The sequence below is a fragment of the Streptomyces sp. NPDC000151 genome (genome assembly GCF_040301705.1).
GTDB lineage: Bacteria > Actinomycetota > Actinomycetes > Streptomycetales > Streptomycetaceae > Streptomyces.
Genome location: NZ_JBEPFC010000023.1, coordinates 1 through 15,819 on the forward strand (window position 1 = coordinate 1; position 15,819 = coordinate 15,819).

The 15,819-nt window shown below is 70.4% G+C and carries 12 protein-coding genes and 1 pseudogene; 3 read left to right on the forward strand and 10 right to left on the reverse strand.

Annotation, left to right across the window (positions count from 1 at the left end):
• Positions 1–76: 76 nt before the first annotated feature.
• From dhaL to ABT381_RS10265, 5 genes and pseudogenes are all read right to left on the reverse strand, one after another.
• A complete protein-coding gene (dhaL, locus tag ABT381_RS10245; RefSeq protein WP_351590797.1) occupies positions 77–643 on the reverse strand; it encodes a dihydroxyacetone kinase subunit DhaL in 567 nt (188 codons plus the stop codon).
• A 209-nt stretch (positions 644–852) separates the two neighbouring features.
• A pseudogene (gene dhaK, locus ABT381_RS10250) lies at positions 853–1,839 on the reverse strand (dihydroxyacetone kinase subunit DhaK); the annotation flags it as partial.
• A 456-nt stretch (positions 1,840–2,295) separates the two neighbouring features.
• Complete coding sequence (locus tag ABT381_RS10255; RefSeq protein WP_351590638.1) at positions 2,296–2,913, reverse strand: acetoacetate decarboxylase family protein; 618 nt, start codon at positions 2,911–2,913, stop codon at positions 2,296–2,298.
• The gene (locus ABT381_RS10260) at positions 2,910–3,773 is read right to left on the reverse strand and encodes an SDR family NAD(P)-dependent oxidoreductase (RefSeq protein ID WP_351590641.1); all 864 of its coding nucleotides are present in this window, start codon (positions 3,771–3,773) and stop codon (positions 2,910–2,912) included. The genes ABT381_RS10255 and ABT381_RS10260 overlap by 4 nt, the downstream gene beginning before the upstream one ends.
• A gap of 101 nt (positions 3,774–3,874) precedes the next feature.
• Positions 3,875–4,933, reverse strand: coding sequence for a terpene synthase family protein (locus ABT381_RS10265; RefSeq protein ID WP_351590644.1), 1,059 nt, complete (start codon positions 4,931–4,933; stop codon positions 3,875–3,877).
• Between the two features lie 660 nt (positions 4,934–5,593).
• Between ABT381_RS10265 and ABT381_RS10270 the strand changes: the two genes are divergently transcribed.
• Entirely contained in the window at positions 5,594–5,875 is a 282-nt protein-coding gene (locus ABT381_RS10270; RefSeq protein ID WP_351590647.1) for an EF-hand domain-containing protein, read from the forward strand.
• Positions 5,876–6,591: 716 nt separating this feature from the next.
• Positions 6,592–7,626, forward strand: a complete 1,035-nt coding sequence (locus tag ABT381_RS10280) for a sulfite oxidase (protein ID WP_351590650.1) — start codon at positions 6,592–6,594, stop codon at positions 7,624–7,626.
• 46 nt (positions 7,627–7,672) lie between these two features.
• Here the strand turns inward: ABT381_RS10280 and ABT381_RS10285 are convergent, their stop codons facing one another.
• The 4 genes from ABT381_RS10285 to ABT381_RS10300 all read right to left on the reverse strand — a co-directional run bounded on the left by ABT381_RS10285 (position 7,673) and on the right by ABT381_RS10300 (position 13,157).
• Complete coding sequence (locus tag ABT381_RS10285; protein WP_351590653.1) at positions 7,673–8,551, reverse strand: putative RNA methyltransferase; 879 nt, start codon at positions 8,549–8,551, stop codon at positions 7,673–7,675.
• A gap of 245 nt (positions 8,552–8,796) precedes the next feature.
• Positions 8,797–10,056, reverse strand: a complete 1,260-nt coding sequence (locus ABT381_RS10290) for a family 1 glycosylhydrolase (RefSeq protein WP_351590656.1) — start codon at positions 10,054–10,056, stop codon at positions 8,797–8,799.
• A gap of 8 nt (positions 10,057–10,064) precedes the next feature.
• The gene (locus ABT381_RS10295; protein ID WP_351590658.1) at positions 10,065–12,371 is read right to left on the reverse strand and encodes a family 78 glycoside hydrolase catalytic domain; all 2,307 of its coding nucleotides are present in this window, start codon (positions 12,369–12,371) and stop codon (positions 10,065–10,067) included.
• A 162-nt stretch (positions 12,372–12,533) separates the two neighbouring features.
• On the reverse strand, positions 12,534–13,157 hold the full coding sequence (locus ABT381_RS10300; RefSeq protein ID WP_351590660.1) for a TetR/AcrR family transcriptional regulator: 624 nt from the start codon (positions 13,155–13,157) through the stop codon (positions 12,534–12,536).
• Between the two features lie 232 nt (positions 13,158–13,389).
• Here ABT381_RS10300 and ABT381_RS10305 point away from each other — a divergent pair, with 232 nt between their 5' ends.
• Positions 13,390–14,859, forward strand: coding sequence for an MFS transporter (locus tag ABT381_RS10305; protein WP_351590663.1), 1,470 nt, complete (start codon positions 13,390–13,392; stop codon positions 14,857–14,859).
• Positions 14,860–14,919: 60 nt separating this feature from the next.
• Here ABT381_RS10305 and ABT381_RS10310 read toward each other — a convergent pair whose 3' ends face one another.
• Positions 14,920–15,798: an alpha/beta fold hydrolase gene (locus tag ABT381_RS10310; RefSeq protein WP_351590666.1), complete on the reverse strand. Its 879-nt coding sequence runs from the start codon at positions 15,796–15,798 to the stop codon at positions 14,920–14,922.
• Positions 15,799–15,819: the final 21 nt, after the last annotated feature.

Consider the following 15,819-nt stretch of genomic DNA (forward strand, 5'->3'; position numbering starts at 1 on the left):
GACTCGGCCACCGGTCCGCTGTGCGAGACCAGCACGATGCCGACCAGTGCGTCAGCGCCGCCGCCGGCCGCCGCGCTCACGCCGTCACCTCCGCGAGCGCCGCGAACAACAACGCGGCGGACGTCGCCCCCGGGTCCTGGTGGCCGATGCTGCGCTCGCCCAGGTAGCTGGCCCGGCCCTTGCGTGCCTGCAGCGGCGTGGTGTCCACCGCGCCCTTCTCGGCGGCCTCCGCGGCGGCCGCGAACGACGTGCCCAGCGCCTCGACCGCCGGGTACAACGCGTCCAGCATCGTCTTGTCGCCCACCGCAGAGCCGCCCAGCTGGGCCACCGCGTCGATCCCGCCGCGCAGCGCCGCCCGCAGCTCCTCGGCGGTCACGCCGGGCGCGTCGCCCAGCGTCTTGCCCGTACGGCGCAGCAGCGTCCCGTACAGCGGCCCCGAGGCGCCGCCCACGGTCGAGATCAACTGCCGCCCCGCCGTGGTCAGTACGGCGCCGGGCGTCACCGGCGGTTCCGCTTCCAACGCCTTGGCGACGGCGGTGAAGCCGCGCTGCAGATTGCTGCCGTGGTCGGCGTCGCCGATGGGGGAGTCCAGCTCGGTGAGGCGCTCGGCCTCCCGGTCCACCAGGGCGGCGGTAGCCTGCATCCAGCGGACGAAGAACGCGGCGTCAAGGGCCGTTTCGGTCACGTGCTGCTCCTGAGATCGCGATACGAGTACGGGTGTGGGTACGAGCACGGGTGTGGGTACGAGTACGAGTGCGGGGGGAGTACGGGGACAGGTACGGGTACGGGGACGGGTACGAAGTACGGGAAGTCGTCGGTCGTCCGAGCGTCATCGATACGGGCAGGTCGGCGCCCCCACCGTAGCCCGGGCGTCTGCACCGGCGCGTCCCACAGGCGCAGCACCTCCTCGTCCGCCTGACACAGCGTCACCGAGGCGCCCGCCATGTCCAGCGACGTGACGTAGTTGCCGACGAGCGTACGGGCCACCGGCACGCCGCGCTCGCCGAGCACCCGGTGCACCTCCGCGTTGAACCCGTACAGCTCCAGCAGCGGCGTCGCGCCCATCCCGTTGACCAGCGCCAGCACCGGTCCGGCCGGCCGCCAGTCGTCCAGGATCGCGCCCACCGCCGCGTCGGCGATCTCCCCCGAGGTCATCATCGGCCGCCGCTCCCGCCCCGGCTCGCCGTGGATCCCGATCCCCAACTCCAGCTCGCCCGCGGGCAGATCGAACGTCGGGCTGCCCTTCGACGGCGTCGTACAGGCGCTCAACGCGACCCCGAAACTCCGCGAGGTCTCCACCACCTGACGGGCGATCGCCTCGACCCGCTCCAGCGGCTGCCCCTCCTCGGCCGCCGCACCGGCCACCTTCTCCACGAACAGCGTCGCCCCCGTCCCGCGCCGCCCCGCCGTGAACGTCGAGTCCGTCACCGCCACGTCGTCGTTGACCAGCACGCTGGCGACCTGCACGCCCTCGTCCTCCGCCAGCTCCGCCGCCATCTGGAAATTGAGCACATCACCGGTGTAGTTCTTCACGATGAACAGCACGCCCCGGCCGCTGTCCACGGCCGCCGCGGCCCGCACCATCTGATCCGGTACGGGCGAGGTGAACACCTCACCCGGACACGCCGCATCCAGCATCCCGGGCCCGACGAACCCCCCGTGCAGCGGCTCGTGCCCGCTCCCGCCGCCGGACACCAGCGCGACCTTCCCCGCCACCGGCGCGTCCCGCCGCACGACCACCCGCCCCTCGACATCCACCACCAGCTCCGGATGCGCCGCCCCCATCCCCCGCAAAGCGTCCGCAACCACACTCTCCGGCACATTCATCAACATCTTCACGGGTACCTCCTGGTGAGACTGACAACCTGGCCTCTGGGCAGTGTTTCCGCAGGTCGCGGTAGGTATGCCCAGCTCTCGATCTTGGCGGTCCATGTCGCTCCGAAGCGGCTCCCGGCGGGTCTGACGCTGACTCGTCGCTGACTTCCCTGACGCCTCGACAGCGGCAATCGAGACCCTGCTTCACCTCCTCCTGGAACCGTCCAGCCTCAGTATCGGGCCCAAGGCGGCCGAGGTCACGGATCACGCAGGAGGGTGGCTTCCATGGTGCGGCCGCCGCGGTAAGGCCGGCGTTTTGGCACTGTCGTGCGGGGTGGAGGACCTCTGCATGCAGACGCCGCATGCGACAGGGGTCATGTCCAAGGCAGCACAGCCCTCTGTGACCCCGCGTCCATCCAGGCCTTGCGGATGCGTGGAGGGGCTGCCTCGACCCCCGTCAGGCGCTGGCCGGTCGCGGTGTCACTGACACCGGCGGCGGTGACCAGGCGCGGGCACGGTCATGTGGCATGGGTCGACGGTCAGGGCCTGGCGGGGTGGTGCGTCGAGGCGGGGGAGTCGCGGTGCCCATGTGGTGATGTGCAGTGGGTGGCGGGCGATCCGGCCGGTGAGCCGAGAAGTGAAGTGCAGTAGTCGACCGTCGCGTTGACCGAAAGCTGGTCCGAGGGCGGGTAGCGTCGGCAGGCGGGGGCCGCGAGGCCCGAAGCGCAGGCCGGCGATGGGGCCGTCGTCGTCGGAGACCAGGAGTGAGTGCCGGCTCCACGCGAAGTGCGCCAATTCCTTTGACACGCCCCAGATCTGTCGCCCACCGGACAGGGAGGCGGGAGTGTCGACCCAGATGTGATGGGTGAACAGCCCCGCCCTGACACCGGAGCGGGCTGGACTGGCGAGGGCGAATTCGTCGTAGCGAAGGGTGCCATGACGGTAGCGAATCAGCAGCATCACCAGCCGCTGTGGGCTGCCGAGAGGGCGTAGGGCGGGCGGCAGGGGAAGGGGGCGGCACGTCGTGAGTAAGGCTGCCCACAGGGTGCCGGTCGACCGCCACGGCGGGGGCGGGAAGGGTGTGTCCACAGCGGTCATGCGCGTTTCTTCGCGGGCGAGTGGTCGCCGGGGTGGTGAGCGTAGTCGCGTCTGCTGGGGCCGGAGGCGGCAGCGAAGCGGCGGAAGAGTCCGGGGGCCAGGGCGTAGAGCCGGTACAGGAGCGGTAGGTAGGGGGGAATGTCGACAGCTGGGCGATGGTGCTCGATGGCGCGGAGGACGGCCTGGGCCACCTGTTCGGGCCGGGTGGCGGGAAGCCAGTCCGTGGCGCGCGGCATCCGGCTGGAGGGCACATGGCGGCGGAAGAAGTCTGTACCGGCCACGGCTCCCGGGCGTACCAGGGTTACGTGGACGGGGGAGTCGGCGCGGTGGAGTTCGGCGCGAAGGATGTCGGTGTAGGCGGCGATGGCGGCCTTGGAGGCGGCATACGCGGCTGAGGGGCCCGGCACGAGGAGCGTGCCGGCCGCGGAGCCCATGTTGATGATGTGACCGCTGCCCCCGGCCTGCATCAGCGGCAGGACGGTACGGATGGCGTGCGCGGTGGCGTGGATGCCGACATACAGAGTTCGTTCGGTATCCGTGGCCGACATCTCCGTCACGTCGGTCCAGCGGACGAACGCGGCGTTGTTGACCAGTACATCGACCCGTCCGGCAGCGGTGTACGTGTCCGTGATCCAGCGTTCCAAAGAGTGCCGTTCGGCGACATCGAGCTGATGAAAGACGCAAGCGTCCTTCGGTGCCTGCGCCGCCGCAGTGCGCAGGTTCTTGAGGGAGCTGTCGCAGATATGGACCAAAGCGCCCGCGTTGGCGAGCGCCTTGCTGATCTCCCAGCCGATCCCGCCGGCCCCACCGGTCACCAGGCAGACCCGACCTCGTACGTCCTTCGTGGTCCCCGTTCGCATCAAGTACCTCCCAATCCACGTGCTGCGTTGTGGGTTGCTCCGCTCGGTAGGCAGCGCGTCCGGAAGCCGGGTTGCTCCAAGCAGCGAGGGCTTGGCTGCTGTCAGAGGTGGTTCCACCACCAGGAGATGCTGGGGTAGGGCAGCGGACTGCTGTCGGTGGTGGAGGGGGCCGAGGGCCAGGGAAATTCCTCCGGTGAGATGCTGAGCCGGTAGCGCGGGGTTTCCATGGCCCATTCGAGGTGTCCGCGTGTGACCCGGGCGATCTGATCGAGCACGCCGCTCAGAGCCGGGCCGGCCGTCTGCTTCAGCCTCTCGTGCAGACGAAGAAACAGAAGCAGGGTGCGGTCCCGGATGGTGACGGCCTCGGCAACCGCTTCCTCCAGCGAGACCCCACGGTTGTCCCGAATCACCGTGACCAGGTTGACCTTGCCGGGCTCGTCGAGCTCCTTGCGGTAGGAGTACAGATCATTGTCCAAGATCACGCTCGTGGCGGCGGAGTCCAGCGCGGCCTGGACGGCAGGAGCACAGAACTCATCGTCCGGCACGACCTCCTGTCGGCCGATCTCCATCATCACCCAGATGTGGCGGACGGCCCCGTCCTCCATGCGCATCGCCAGGTACTGGTCCTCGCTCGGCGGGGTCTCGCATTGCCCGGAGGCCAGCATGCGCAGCGCGCCGAGGTAGTAGTGGCGCAGCTCGTGCACGAGCCGGTTGTAGTGGGTGGGATGGCAACGGGCCCGCAGCTGCTCGGCGAGGCCGCACGCCGCGTCGATGAACACCTCCTCATCCCCGGCCAGTTCACGGTTCGGGAGCCGGTAGCCGGGGGCGGTGAAGGCTCGAAGGTACCGGCCCGCCACCTCGGCGGCCCGTCCCGCATCCGGCTGGGCCTCGAGGACATCATCACTCGTCAGGATCCACACCCCGAAGCACGCGATGATGCGGAAGAGTTCCTCATCCTCGGCGCCATTGAGGCAGAAGCCCGCCGAGCGGTGCCCTCGAAGTTCCAGCGCCCGGTTACGCAAGTGGGGCCGTCGGCCCAGCTCGGTGGAGTCCAGCCACTCCAGCACATGCTGCTCGGCGCGGTCCGTGAAGGAACTGACCGCTTTCGGCAGCGGACAGTAGAGGGGTGGCAGGGCGAAGTCGTTCACGGTCTGCGGCATGGGCGCCTCCTTGAAGCAGGCTGCGGGCTGGAGATGGTCAAGAGCCGGGGCCTGGGCGGCATTTGGCTTTCCGGTGCCTCTTTCGCTCGTGCGCAGAACCACCTCCGTCGACAGCGGGCAGCGGGCAGCGGGCAGCGGTCAGGGCAACCAACGTGACAGCCCACAGAACCCGAACGGAACGGACCGCCGGCATTCTGCTCCCGCCCCGCAGCGCCCACACGTCCGGCTTGTCAAACCCACACGAACCAGTGGATCGGTGGCACTTGGGCCGCAACCGCGCGCACAATGCGGGACGGCGTGCGCAGGCGAACACGGCGGTACGGGCGCACTCAGGTTCTCCTGGGCAGTCTCATTTCCGACGCCCCGCCAAGCAGGCTCAGCAGTGCGCGTGGGAAAAGTGCGCGCGGACGCCGCGAACCCCGGATGAATATGTGGAAAGCGTGTTGGGGGCTGCGCCAGTATCTGCCAAGCGTCGAGCCTCTGGCGGTGAGGCGGAGATCGTGCGCCGCGGAGCGGGCGACACCTCGTGCTTCGCGTAGCGACTCCACACCGTTCGTGACGTTGCGCTGTTGATCCACTACGGTGGGTGCCTGTACGTGGAAGTGACCGTTACGCATCCGGCCTTCCCGCCGTCCGGCGGAGGGCCGAGGGGAGACACCAATGCAGACTCGTACCGCTGTCATCGCGATGGCTCTCACGGCGGCCGGCGTTCTCGGAGCCGGCGGTTCCGCCTTCGCCACCGGCCCCGCGAGCGCCCCTCCGACCTTCCAGCAGATCGACACGGACGGGAGCGGCACCGTCAGCGAGCCGGAACTGCTCGTGGCGGGGAAGCGGGAGGGGGTCTCCGAGTCCAACATCCGCAAGGCCTTCAGTCAGGTGGACCGCAACTCGGACGGTCAGATCTCCAAGGAAGAGTTCGTCCAGGGGTCCCGGAAGCAGTAGCAGTCGGAAGGGTTGGCGGTCCTCGTGAGCGGCCGCGGATGTCGCGAGCGCCCCACGGCGAGGCGCCGCAAAGCGTGGGCGTCGGGCCGTCCCCGGCGTCGCTGATTGATTCATCAGCTTGTACGACTCGGACGCGATGAACAGCAGCACGGACACCCCGGACTGCGACGAGTTCACCTTCAACGCGTCGTACAACAGCGGCGGGATGCCAAGGACCGGAGTGGGACTGTTGGGAGACCGTCGAGCACCTCAGCGACGACCTGTTCACCTACGCCACCCAACTCGCGCCCGGGGTACCGCCGTTGTGGGATTGGGTTCCGTTCCTGTGCGAAAGTCGACGGCCCGGTGGCCCAGTGGGTGGCCCGGTGAACACCGTGCACGCGGACCGAGCGACAGGGCCCGCCGGGCTGTTGCAGGTGCTCGCCACGGGGCGCGCCGACCTGCCTGGGCGCCCTCGTCTCGCCACATGGCGTTGGGACGGGACGCCCCAGTCGTAGGGCTGTAAGGCGGGGTGTTCCGACACCCGACCGGGCCGAGGGGCAGGCCGCTGGCGCTGACCAGCACGCAAGCCACAAGCCATAGGCCGTAGTTATGGCCTCATAGGGACGGAGAGCCTACCGAACCGGGAAACACGGGGCCACGGTGGAATTATGACGACAGGGAGCAGTGCAAACAGCGCAGCACGTGGGATCGTCAAACCGACCTCGGCCGAGGACATGGAGGACACCGGTACCGGTCTTGACTTCGGCACCAGGGCGGACCGCATGCCGGGCCACCTCACTCCGAACGACCGCTTCTTCGTCCGCAGTCACGCCCCCACTCCTCGGATCGACGCCGCTGAGTGGTCGCTTCGGATCGAGGGCGACGCTGTACGGTCGCCCGTCACTTACACCTACGACGACCTGTGGCGCGCGTTTCCACTGGTCTCCCTCACCCGCACGATCGAGTGTGCGGGCAACCGCCGGGTGCTGTTCGGTCGGCAGTACGGTCAGCACATCCCCGGCACGCCGTGGGGTCGCGGCGCCGTCAGCACGGCCGAGTGGACCGGCGTGCGACTGCGCGACCTGCTCGAACCGGCGGGCCTCAGCCCGGACGCACACGACGTCATGCCCGAAGCGCTGGACGAGGCCCGCGCCCATCGGCCGATGCCCCTGGCCAAGGCGATGGCCGACGACACCCTGCTCGCCCTCGCCATGAACGGTGAGACGCTGCCGCCCGATCACGGTTACCCGGCCCGGGTCGTGGTGTCCGGCTGGCTCGGTGCGGCCAGCATCAAGTGGGTCGGCAGGATCGAGGTGTCGCGACAGCCACTCCAGGTGCCCTGGGACACGGAGGACTACGTGCTCATTGGCCCCGAACACCCGGGGAACGGCGCCGCGTTGGGCACGCCGATCAACGAACTGCCGGTGACCAGCCTGGTGGAACTGGACTGGCCCGCCCGCCTGAAGCCGCGGCCGCAGATCATCCGAGGGCGAGCGTTCGCCGGAGAACACCGGATCGCGACAGTCGAGTACCGCATCGACCGAGGCCCTTGGCGCGCGGCCCAGCTCACCGGCCCCCAGGAGGCAGGCGCCTGGACACGCTGGCAGTTCGCCTGGAACCCCGATCCCGGCAACCACACCCTCGCCGTACGCGCCACCGACGACCGGGGCCGCACTCAGCCGGACCTTGTCCCGTGGAACCAGTTGGGATATCTGTACAACCAGGTCCTCGACCATCCCGTACACGTGGCGGCCGGCGCTGGCTGTTGAGCAGCGCTGACGACACTCCGGGAATGGCCCCCTACCGGGATACGTGTCACCGCTCGGCGCGTGCGCCCGTTCGTGGCCACCGAGGCCGGTAGGCCGTGGCCAGTACGGAGACGGTGACCCGGTCGGGCAGGAGGTTGTCATCGTGCAGGTCCGTACGGTTGAGGTGGCGTGCGCTTGGCGTCATGCCCACCAAGTCGATGGCCTGACACCTGGTCAGGGACGTGGCGTACTCGATCTGCTCGGTGCCGGTGGCCGCGAAGAAGGGGGTCAGGGCCTGGTGCAGGCGCTGTTCCTTGGCCGGGTCGATCGTGATCACGGCGGGCAGTTGGTCACGCAGCTCGGCCAGGTGCCGCCCGGTAGGACGCACCACGACCAACCGTCCGGTCGGACGCAACACCCGGTGAAACTCAGCTGGGTTGCGCGGGGCGAACACGTCCAGCACGACGTCGGCCGCTCCGTCGGCCAGTGGGAAGGGACGAAAGACGTCCCAGGTCGCCGCGGCGGCCCGGGCATGGGCCCGGGCCGCCGAGCGCAGTGCGTGCACCGAGGTGTCCAGGCCCAGGCCGCGGGTGCCGGGTAGTTGGTCGAGTATGTCGGCCAGGTAGTAGCCCGTGCCGCATCCGACGTCCATGACCCTGCCCTGCTCGGGCACGGCGTCGGCCGCCAGACGGGCCACGGCCCGGCAGATGGGCCCGTACTTGCCCGTGGCGAGGAACCGGTCCCGGGCCCGGGTCATGGCCGCGTTGTCGCTGCTGGTGGCGCGGGTGCCCGTCAGGAGGCTGACGTAGCCCTGGCGGGCGATGTTGAAGGTGTGACCCGCCGGGCAGCGCAGTGCGCCGGGGCCGGGGTGGAGACGGGCGCGGCATGTCGGGCAGCGGAGCAGGTCGAGGAGCGGTTCGAGGGCGGGGGGAAGCGACACGGGCACAAGGCACTCCTGGCAACGGTGAAGGGGAGGGACCGTGCCTGCTTGTGCGCTCGGGAAGTCGCCGACCCGGGAAGGGGCGGGGCCGACGTCCGGCCGCATCGGTACGGGCAGCGCCGGAAAGGTGGTTCACGCAGCAGGCACACCAAGGAGGGCGACGCCGGCCGGCATCGCCCTCAACGCCTCCGGATCACAGGAAGCAGCAGTGCGGGGTGCTCATGAATGCCATGCCACGATTGTACGAGCGATCAGCTCGCCGTGTCGGTGAGCATGCCGCGGTAGGCGCGCACCACGTCGGCATAGGCCGTCGCGCTCGGCTTCGGGCGGCGGTGGAAGGTCTCGCGGTCGACCTCGTGGAGGCCGAGCTGAGCACCGTAACCGAAGATCCACTCAAAGTTGTCCATGAGGGTCCAGTGGCAGTAGCCGAGGACGGGCGTGCCCGCGCTGATCTCGGCCGCGAGCCCGTCGATGGCCGCGGGGATGAAAGCGGCGCGTTGGGTGTCGTCCGAGGTCTGGATGCCGTGCTCGGTCACGAGTACCGGCACCCCCGACACCTCATGGGCGTAGCGTGCCGCGCCGGCGAGGGAGCCGGGCGCGATGGCGGTCCCCATGCCGTTGAGTTCGCCGTCGACGGCCACTTCGCCGTCGGGCCCGTGCACGATGCGCTCGTAGTTCTGTACGCCGATGAAGTCGTCGTCGCGCGCCTCGCGCAGCCAGTGGTCGTACACGGCGGCACGCTTCGCGTCGCGGCGTTCTTCGCCGCCGGGAACGGCGACCTCGTCGGCGATCGCGAGGGACACTCCGACGGGCAGGTCGCCGCGGCGGGCCTTGATCGCTTCGCGGGCGGCCCGGTGGGCGTGGGTGAGCGCCTCCTGGAACTCCTCCTGCCGTGCGGCCGGGATGACGTTCGAGGCGGCGTAGTCGGCGCTGCCCGCGGCGCGTGCCGCCGCCGCGAGCATCTGTGTCTTGAGGAGCTCCGCCTCGGCCGGCAGTTTGCCGCCGGTCTGCAACAACTGCTCGAGGTTGGGTTCGTTGAGGGTGACGGCGTAGGCGATCCGGTCGCCGAAGCGTGCCATCACGCGGTCGCACTGTTCGGCGAACCGTGACGGTGCGTCAGGAGACGTCCAGGAACCGACTGTTGCGAACCAGTGCGGGGCGGTGAAGTGGTTGAACGTCACGAGGGGGGCGAGGCCGCGCGCGAGGCAGCCGTCGACCATGTGCTCGTAGTGGTCGAGGGCTTCGGTGGAGACGACGCCGGGCTCGGGCTCGATGCGTGCCCATTCGACGGAGAACCGGAAGGCGTTGAGCCCGAGTCCCGCGACGAGATCGAGGTCCGTCTCCCACCGCTCGTAGCCCCGGCACGCCGGTCCGCTCGGCTCGCGGAAGAGCGAGGGGGTCGTGTGCTCCAGGAACCAGGTATCACTGGCGACGTTGTCGCCCTCGTTCTGGTGCCCTGCGGTGGCAACGCCCCACAGAAAGCCGTCGGGCAGGCTGATGCGGTGTGTCATGTGTGCTCCTACGGAGTGTGGAAGGAGTGCCGGCCGGGGCCGACCTCGACGGGCTCCCGGCCCGGCAGGTCGACCAGCGCGGTGACGTGCGGCGGTACGAGCAGGTCGACGCGCAGCGTGTCTTCCGCGATACGCCAGCCGATCTCGGCACGTCCGTACGGGGTCTCGTGCGCGGCGTTCGCCCAGGTGAGACCGCCGCCCGGACGGGGGCGCACCAGCAGGCGGCGGTAGCCCGGCTCGGCGGGGGCGAGCCCTGCCACGGTGCGGTGGATCCAGTCCGCGACGGCGCCGAGCGCGTAGTGGTTGAACGAGGTCATCTCGCCGGGGTTGACACTGCCGTCGGGCAGCAGGCTGTCCCAGCGCTCCCAGACGGTGGTGGCGCCCATGTCGACCTGGTACAGCCAGGACGGGTAGGACCGCTGCGTCAGCAGCCGGTACGCGGTGTCGACGTGGCCGGTGTCGGTCAGCGCGTCGCACACCAGAGGCGTGCCGAGGAATCCGGTACCGATGCGGTGGCCCCGGTCGGCCACCAGGGCGGCCAGCCGGCGCCCGGCCGCAGCGCGCTCGGCGCCGTCCTCCAGGAGCCGGAAGCACAGGGCGAGGGCGTAGGCGGTCTGGGTCTCCTCCGTCAGCCGTCCGCCGCCGGTGTGGAAGCGGTGCCGGAAGGCGTCCCGTACGGAATCGGCCAGGGCGTGATACCGCCCGGCGTCGTCCTTCTCGCCGAGGACCTCGGCGGTGCGGGCGAGCAGCCGTGCTGAGTGCGCGAAGTACGCGGTGGCGACCAGGGAGGGCGAGGTCATGGCGCGTCCGGGATCGTCCGCCGGCGCGGTCGGATCCAGCCAGTCGCCGAACTGGAAGCCCTCGTCCCGGATGCGGTCGGGGCCGGTGAGGCCGTCGAGGGCGTCGACCCAGGCACGCATGGAGGGGTACTGGGCGCGCAGCACATCAGCGTCGCCGTAGCGTTCGTACAGCACCCAGGGGACGATCACGGCCGCGTCGCACCAGCCGGCCATGGGCGGGTTGCCCGGGGGTGTCGGTACGGGGATGTGCACGGGGATGTCGGGGCTGAACACCGGCGGGATCCGCCGTTCGTCGTCGCCCTGGTCGGCGGCCAGGTCCCGGAGCCACGAGCGCAGGAAGGCGCGCACGTCGTACAGGAAGGCCGCGGTGGGGGCGAAGACCTGGACGTCGCCGGTCCAGCCGAGGCGCTCGTCGCGCTGCGGACAGTCCGTGGGCACGTCGAGGAAGTTGCCGCGCATGCCCCACACGATGTTCTCGTGCAGCCGCTCCAGGGCCGGGTCCGAGCAGGAGAACCATCCGGTGCGGCGCAGGTCGCTGTGGAGGACCACGGCGGTGACGTCGGCCGGGTCCAGAGCGCCCGGCCAGCCCTCGATCTCCGCGTAGCGGAAGCCGTGGAAAGTGAAGCGGGGCTCCCACTCCTCGCCCCCGTCGGCGCCGCGCAGCGTGTAACGGTCGGTGGCGGTGGCGTGCCGCAACGGCCGGGTGCACAACTCGCCGTTCTCCAGGACCTCCGCGTGGCGCAGCGTGACGGTACGGCCCGCCTCGCCCCGGACGCGCAGCCGCAGGCGGCCGACCAGGTTCTGGCCGAAGTCGACGATCGTACGGCCGGCCGGCGAGGTGGTGACGGCGACCGGACGCAGGAACTCGGTGCGGCGCACCGGCGGACTGTCGGCCGGGAAGAGCACGGAGGTGTCGAAGCCGTCGGAGTTGTCGACGCTGCCGGAGTCCAGGACACGCACCGGACGCCAGGCCGAGTCGTCGAAGGCGGGCTCGCTCCAGCCGTCCTGCGCGAGGCGGGCGTCGTACTCCTCGCCCTCGTACAGGCCGGCCGCGACGACGGGTCCCGGGCTCCAGCGCCAGTCGCTGCCGGTGGCGACGGTGTCGATGGTGCCGTCGGCGTACTCGACGCGCAGTTCGGCGAAGAGTGCGGTGTGCCTGCCGTAGATGTCGCGGGTGCCGCCGTTGAAGCCGAGCAGGCCTCGGTACCAGCCGTCGGCCAGGTGTGCTCCCCAGGCGTTGGCGCCCTCGCGGACCAGCCCTGTGACGTCGAAGACCTGATAGCGGTGGCGATGGCGGTAGCTCGTCCAGCCGGGCGCGAGGACGTGATCGCCCACGACGGTCCCGTTCAGCTCCAGCTCGTACACGCCCAGCGCGGTGACGCAGAGCTCGGCCGTCGCGACCGCTCCCCGCGCGGTGAACGTGCCGCGCAGCAGCGCGCCCGGCCGGGGCGCCGCGGTGGACGGCCGCCCGTCCGGGGAGGGGGCGATGGCACGGGCAGTCCAGTGGCGGGGCATGTGGATCTCCTTGGAGCGGGACGGGCAGGCCCGATCATGCAGCCAACACCTAGTGAATACTAGGTGTTGAGTTGTGTGACGCGCACCACGACCCCGTGGGGTGACGAGTACATGACAACACCACATCGGCGCCGTGCGCCTGCCGTGCAGGTGGTCGACCCGCTACAACCCCTGCCCGTCGGCCGAAACGGACCGCATCAAGCGGTCGAGGTGGGCGCGCATCACGGCGATGAGATCGAAGGAGCGGCCGCCGGCCAGCCACTGCTGACGCAGCCCGGCGTCCAGGGCCGCGCACTCGCGGGCGATGCCCTGGTGGTCGATGCCGGGCTTGAGTTCGCCGCTGTTACTGCCGTCGCGCAGCCGGTCGGTGAGCTCGCGGACGCCCTTCTCCTGCCACTGGGCGAAGAAGTCGTGGGCCGGGTGGTCGGGCGCGGTCGCCTCGGCGGCGATCACGACGGCGAGTTCCACCATGCCCGGCATGGTGAGCGTCTCGGCGGTGTCCTCCAGGTGGCAGCGGAAGGCGTCCCGTACCGAGTCCGAGACGCGCTCCCACTGCTTGTCCATGCGCTCGTGCCAGTACTCGACCACGGCCAGCAGGAGTTGCTGCTTGTCGCGGAAGTGGTGGAGCAGCCCGGCGTCGGTGATCTCGGCGTCCCGGGCGATGCGGGCGAGCGAGGTCTTGCGGTAGCCGTCCTGCCCGAAGCGCACCAACGCCGCCTCGAGGATCTGGGTGCGCCGGGCGCGGCCTGTCGTGTAGCCGCCGCGCGGCCCCCTGGGTGTTGCCATGAGGGCACGTTACCGGGGCGGCGCCGCGAGCCGGTCGTGCGGCGAAGTGACGTGTGACGTGGGTCACGTAACGAACACCTAGCGGCCACTAAGTGTTCGGGTCATCATCGACCCCACGCCGCGATGGATTGCCGCGCTGTCACCCCCGCAGGGCTGTGCGACGGCGGACTGGTTCCTCCGCGCCTCCCGTTGCGCCTTCACCTTCCCGCACCTCCGTGAAAGGAGGGCTGGCATGACACTGACGTCGCCGAGCCCCTCACCCGACAGTGCGTCTCCGGCCGACGCGAGCGGACGATGGTCCTTCCGTCTCGTCCTGGTGCTGATCGCGCTCGCCTGGCCCACGCAGCTGCTGGCCGCCGGCGGAATCATCGGCGCCAACGCCACCTCGAGCGTGGCGCAGACCTTCCACACCACTCAGGTGGCGTGGTTCGGTCTGACGCTCACGCTGGTGTCCACGCTGCTCACGCCGTTCGTCATCAAGCTGGGCGACCTGTACGGCAAGAGGCGTGTCATGCTCGCCATGACCGCTCTGGGGGCGCTGGGCGAGGCCATCGCCGCCATGGCCGGCAGCTTCTGGCTCGTCCTCGCGGGCCGGGCGATCGCCGGTTTCTACGGGCCGTTCGGCGCGCTGTCGTTCGCCGCGGTGCGGGACATCTTCCCGCACCGGCTGGTGAAGTCGGCGAGCGCCGTCATGGGCAGCAGCGTCGGGCTCGTGGGTCTGGGCGCACCTTTCCTGGCGGGCTGGCTCATCGACGCCTGGGGCTTCCGCGGCGGGCTGTGGTTCCTCGCCGGCTCCACGGCCCTCGCGTTCGCGCTGGTCGCCTGGGTGATTCCGGAGACGCCGCGGCACGCCTTCGACTCCGGCTTCGACTGGCTCGGCGGCCTGTTCCTCGGTGGCGGGCTGACCGCCCTGGTCTACGGCGTCGGCCAGGGGCAGAGCTGGGGCTGGGCCGACGGCAGAACGCTCGGCTGGCTCGCCGCCGGTCTCGTGGCGCTGGCCGTCTTCCTCCGTGTCGAGCGGTCCAGTGCCCATCCCATCCTGGATCTGCGGGTGCTGCGCCGTCGCCCGGTGGCTGTGGCGCTCACCGCCGCGGGACTCGCCCAGACCGTCGCGTTCACGATGCCCGGTCTCGCCATCGTGCTGGCCCTGTACCCCCGTATTCCCGGTGTCTCGGCGGGTCTCGGCTGGACGGCACAGCACAACGCCGTGGTCAGTGTGAGCTGGAATCTGGTGATGCTCTGCACCGGCCTCCTCGCCGGCCGGTGCCTGCGCCGCCTGGACCCGCGCAGAGTGTGGAGCGCGGGGCTGGTGCTCATGGCGGTCGGCTACGCGCTCGTCGGTTTCTTCCACGGCGACGAGCTCGAACTCGCCCTGACGTCCTGCCTGGCCAACATCGGCTCCGGCGTGGTGATGGCGGTGGCACCGGTACTCGTCGTCGGCGTCGTCTCGCGCGAGGAGCAGGGGCTCGGCAGCGGCATGCTCAACATGCTGGTCAGCCTGTTCGGCGCCGTTCTCACCGCCGGCGCCTACGCCGTCCTGAACGCCCACAGCACCGTGGCGAAGGGCACCGCGCTCTACCAGGACGCCGGGTACACCGGGGTGTTCTGGCTCGGCGCCCTCGTCACTCTCGCGACGTTGGCGCTCTCCCTGTTCATCCCACGGCTGCGCGATCCCGTGGACGAGGACGCCGTACCCGCCTGAGCCGCGCGGGGCCGCGGCGCCATCTTTCTGCGCGGCGGCGCGGGGCCTCGATGCCGTAAGTCAGTGCCGTGGTGTTCCGGTCCGGCGGGCGGCTGTTCCGCGGAGATGGGCATTGATTACGGCTGCGAGGGTGGTGGGGTCGTCGAGCCAGGGGAAGTGGCCGCCCGACGGCTGGACGAAGGACGTGCCGTGGGCGAACACCGCCGCGAGTTGTTCGCCGGTGCGCGGGGTGGGGAAGGGATCCAGTTCGCCGGTGATCACCAGTACGGGGACGGAGAGCCGTCCCAGCGCCGTCCGTACGGCCGCGGCGTCGAAGTCGAATCCCGCGTAGAACCCCTCGGCGGCGGCGAGGCCGATCTGCTCCGGCTCGGCGGCGGCGTGGGAGCGTGCCCGGTCGTCCCAACGGCCGTAGTAGAAGGGGGCCGCCGGCACCCGGTACGGGAGGGTTTCCGCCATGGTGGCGGAGCCGACCCAGCGGTCGATCGCCGCACGGGCACGCGGGTACCACTCCTCGTGCCTACGCAGCAGCAGTGCCTGGTGGAAGTCCGCCACGTCGATGCCCACCAGCCGGCTGCTCGGCGCCACCAGGATCAGGTGCGAGAGGCGATCGGGGTGCCGCAGGGCGTACAGCATCGCGGTGTTGGCAGCCGAGGAGTGCGCGAGCAGCGCGGGGCGCTCGTGGCCGAGATGCTTCAGCAGGGCTTCGACGTCTTGGACCGCCGCGGCGGCGCGGTAGGTGGCAGCGTCATCGGGTGCCGCGGAGTCCCCGGTGCCGCGGTTGTCGAGGCGTACGACGGTCCGGCCCGGCAGGCAGTCGGTGAGGTCCGAGAGGTAGGCCGAAGCGCGTCCCGGGCCACCTGCCAGGCAGACGACCGGGGGGCCTTCCCCTGCGGAGTGGTAGGCGAGTTCGACGCCGTCGAAGGAGGGGAACGTGAACATGCGCGGGTGCTCCTTCCGGGG

Coding starts and splice junctions, on each gene's coding strand:
- dhaL (WP_351590797.1), bottom strand. CDS start 643: ATGCAGGCTACCGCCGCCCTGGTGGACCGGGAGGCCGAGCGCCTCACC.
- ABT381_RS10270 (WP_351590647.1), top strand. CDS start 5,594: ATGCAGACTCGTACCGCTGTCATCGCGATGGCTCTCACGGCGGCCGGC.
- ABT381_RS10290 (WP_351590656.1), bottom strand. CDS start 10,056: ATGACACACCGCATCAGCCTGCCCGACGGCTTTCTGTGGGGCGTTGCC.
- ABT381_RS10280 (WP_351590650.1), top strand. CDS start 6,592: ATGGAGGACACCGGTACCGGTCTTGACTTCGGCACCAGGGCGGACCGC.
- ABT381_RS10305 (WP_351590663.1), top strand. CDS start 13,390: ATGACACTGACGTCGCCGAGCCCCTCACCCGACAGTGCGTCTCCGGCC.
- ABT381_RS10265 (WP_351590644.1), bottom strand. CDS start 4,933: ATGCCGCAGACCGTGAACGACTTCGCCCTGCCACCCCTCTACTGTCCG.
- ABT381_RS10310 (WP_351590666.1), bottom strand. CDS start 15,798: ATGTTCACGTTCCCCTCCTTCGACGGCGTCGAACTCGCCTACCACTCC.
- ABT381_RS10260 (WP_351590641.1), bottom strand. CDS start 3,773: ATGCGAACGGGGACCACGAAGGACGTACGAGGTCGGGTCTGCCTGGTG.
- ABT381_RS10255 (WP_351590638.1), bottom strand. CDS start 2,913: ATGACCGCTGTGGACACACCCTTCCCGCCCCCGCCGTGGCGGTCGACC.
- ABT381_RS10300 (WP_351590660.1), bottom strand. CDS start 13,157: ATGGCAACACCCAGGGGGCCGCGCGGCGGCTACACGACAGGCCGCGCC.
- ABT381_RS10295 (WP_351590658.1), bottom strand. CDS start 12,371: ATGCCCCGCCACTGGACTGCCCGTGCCATCGCCCCCTCCCCGGACGGG.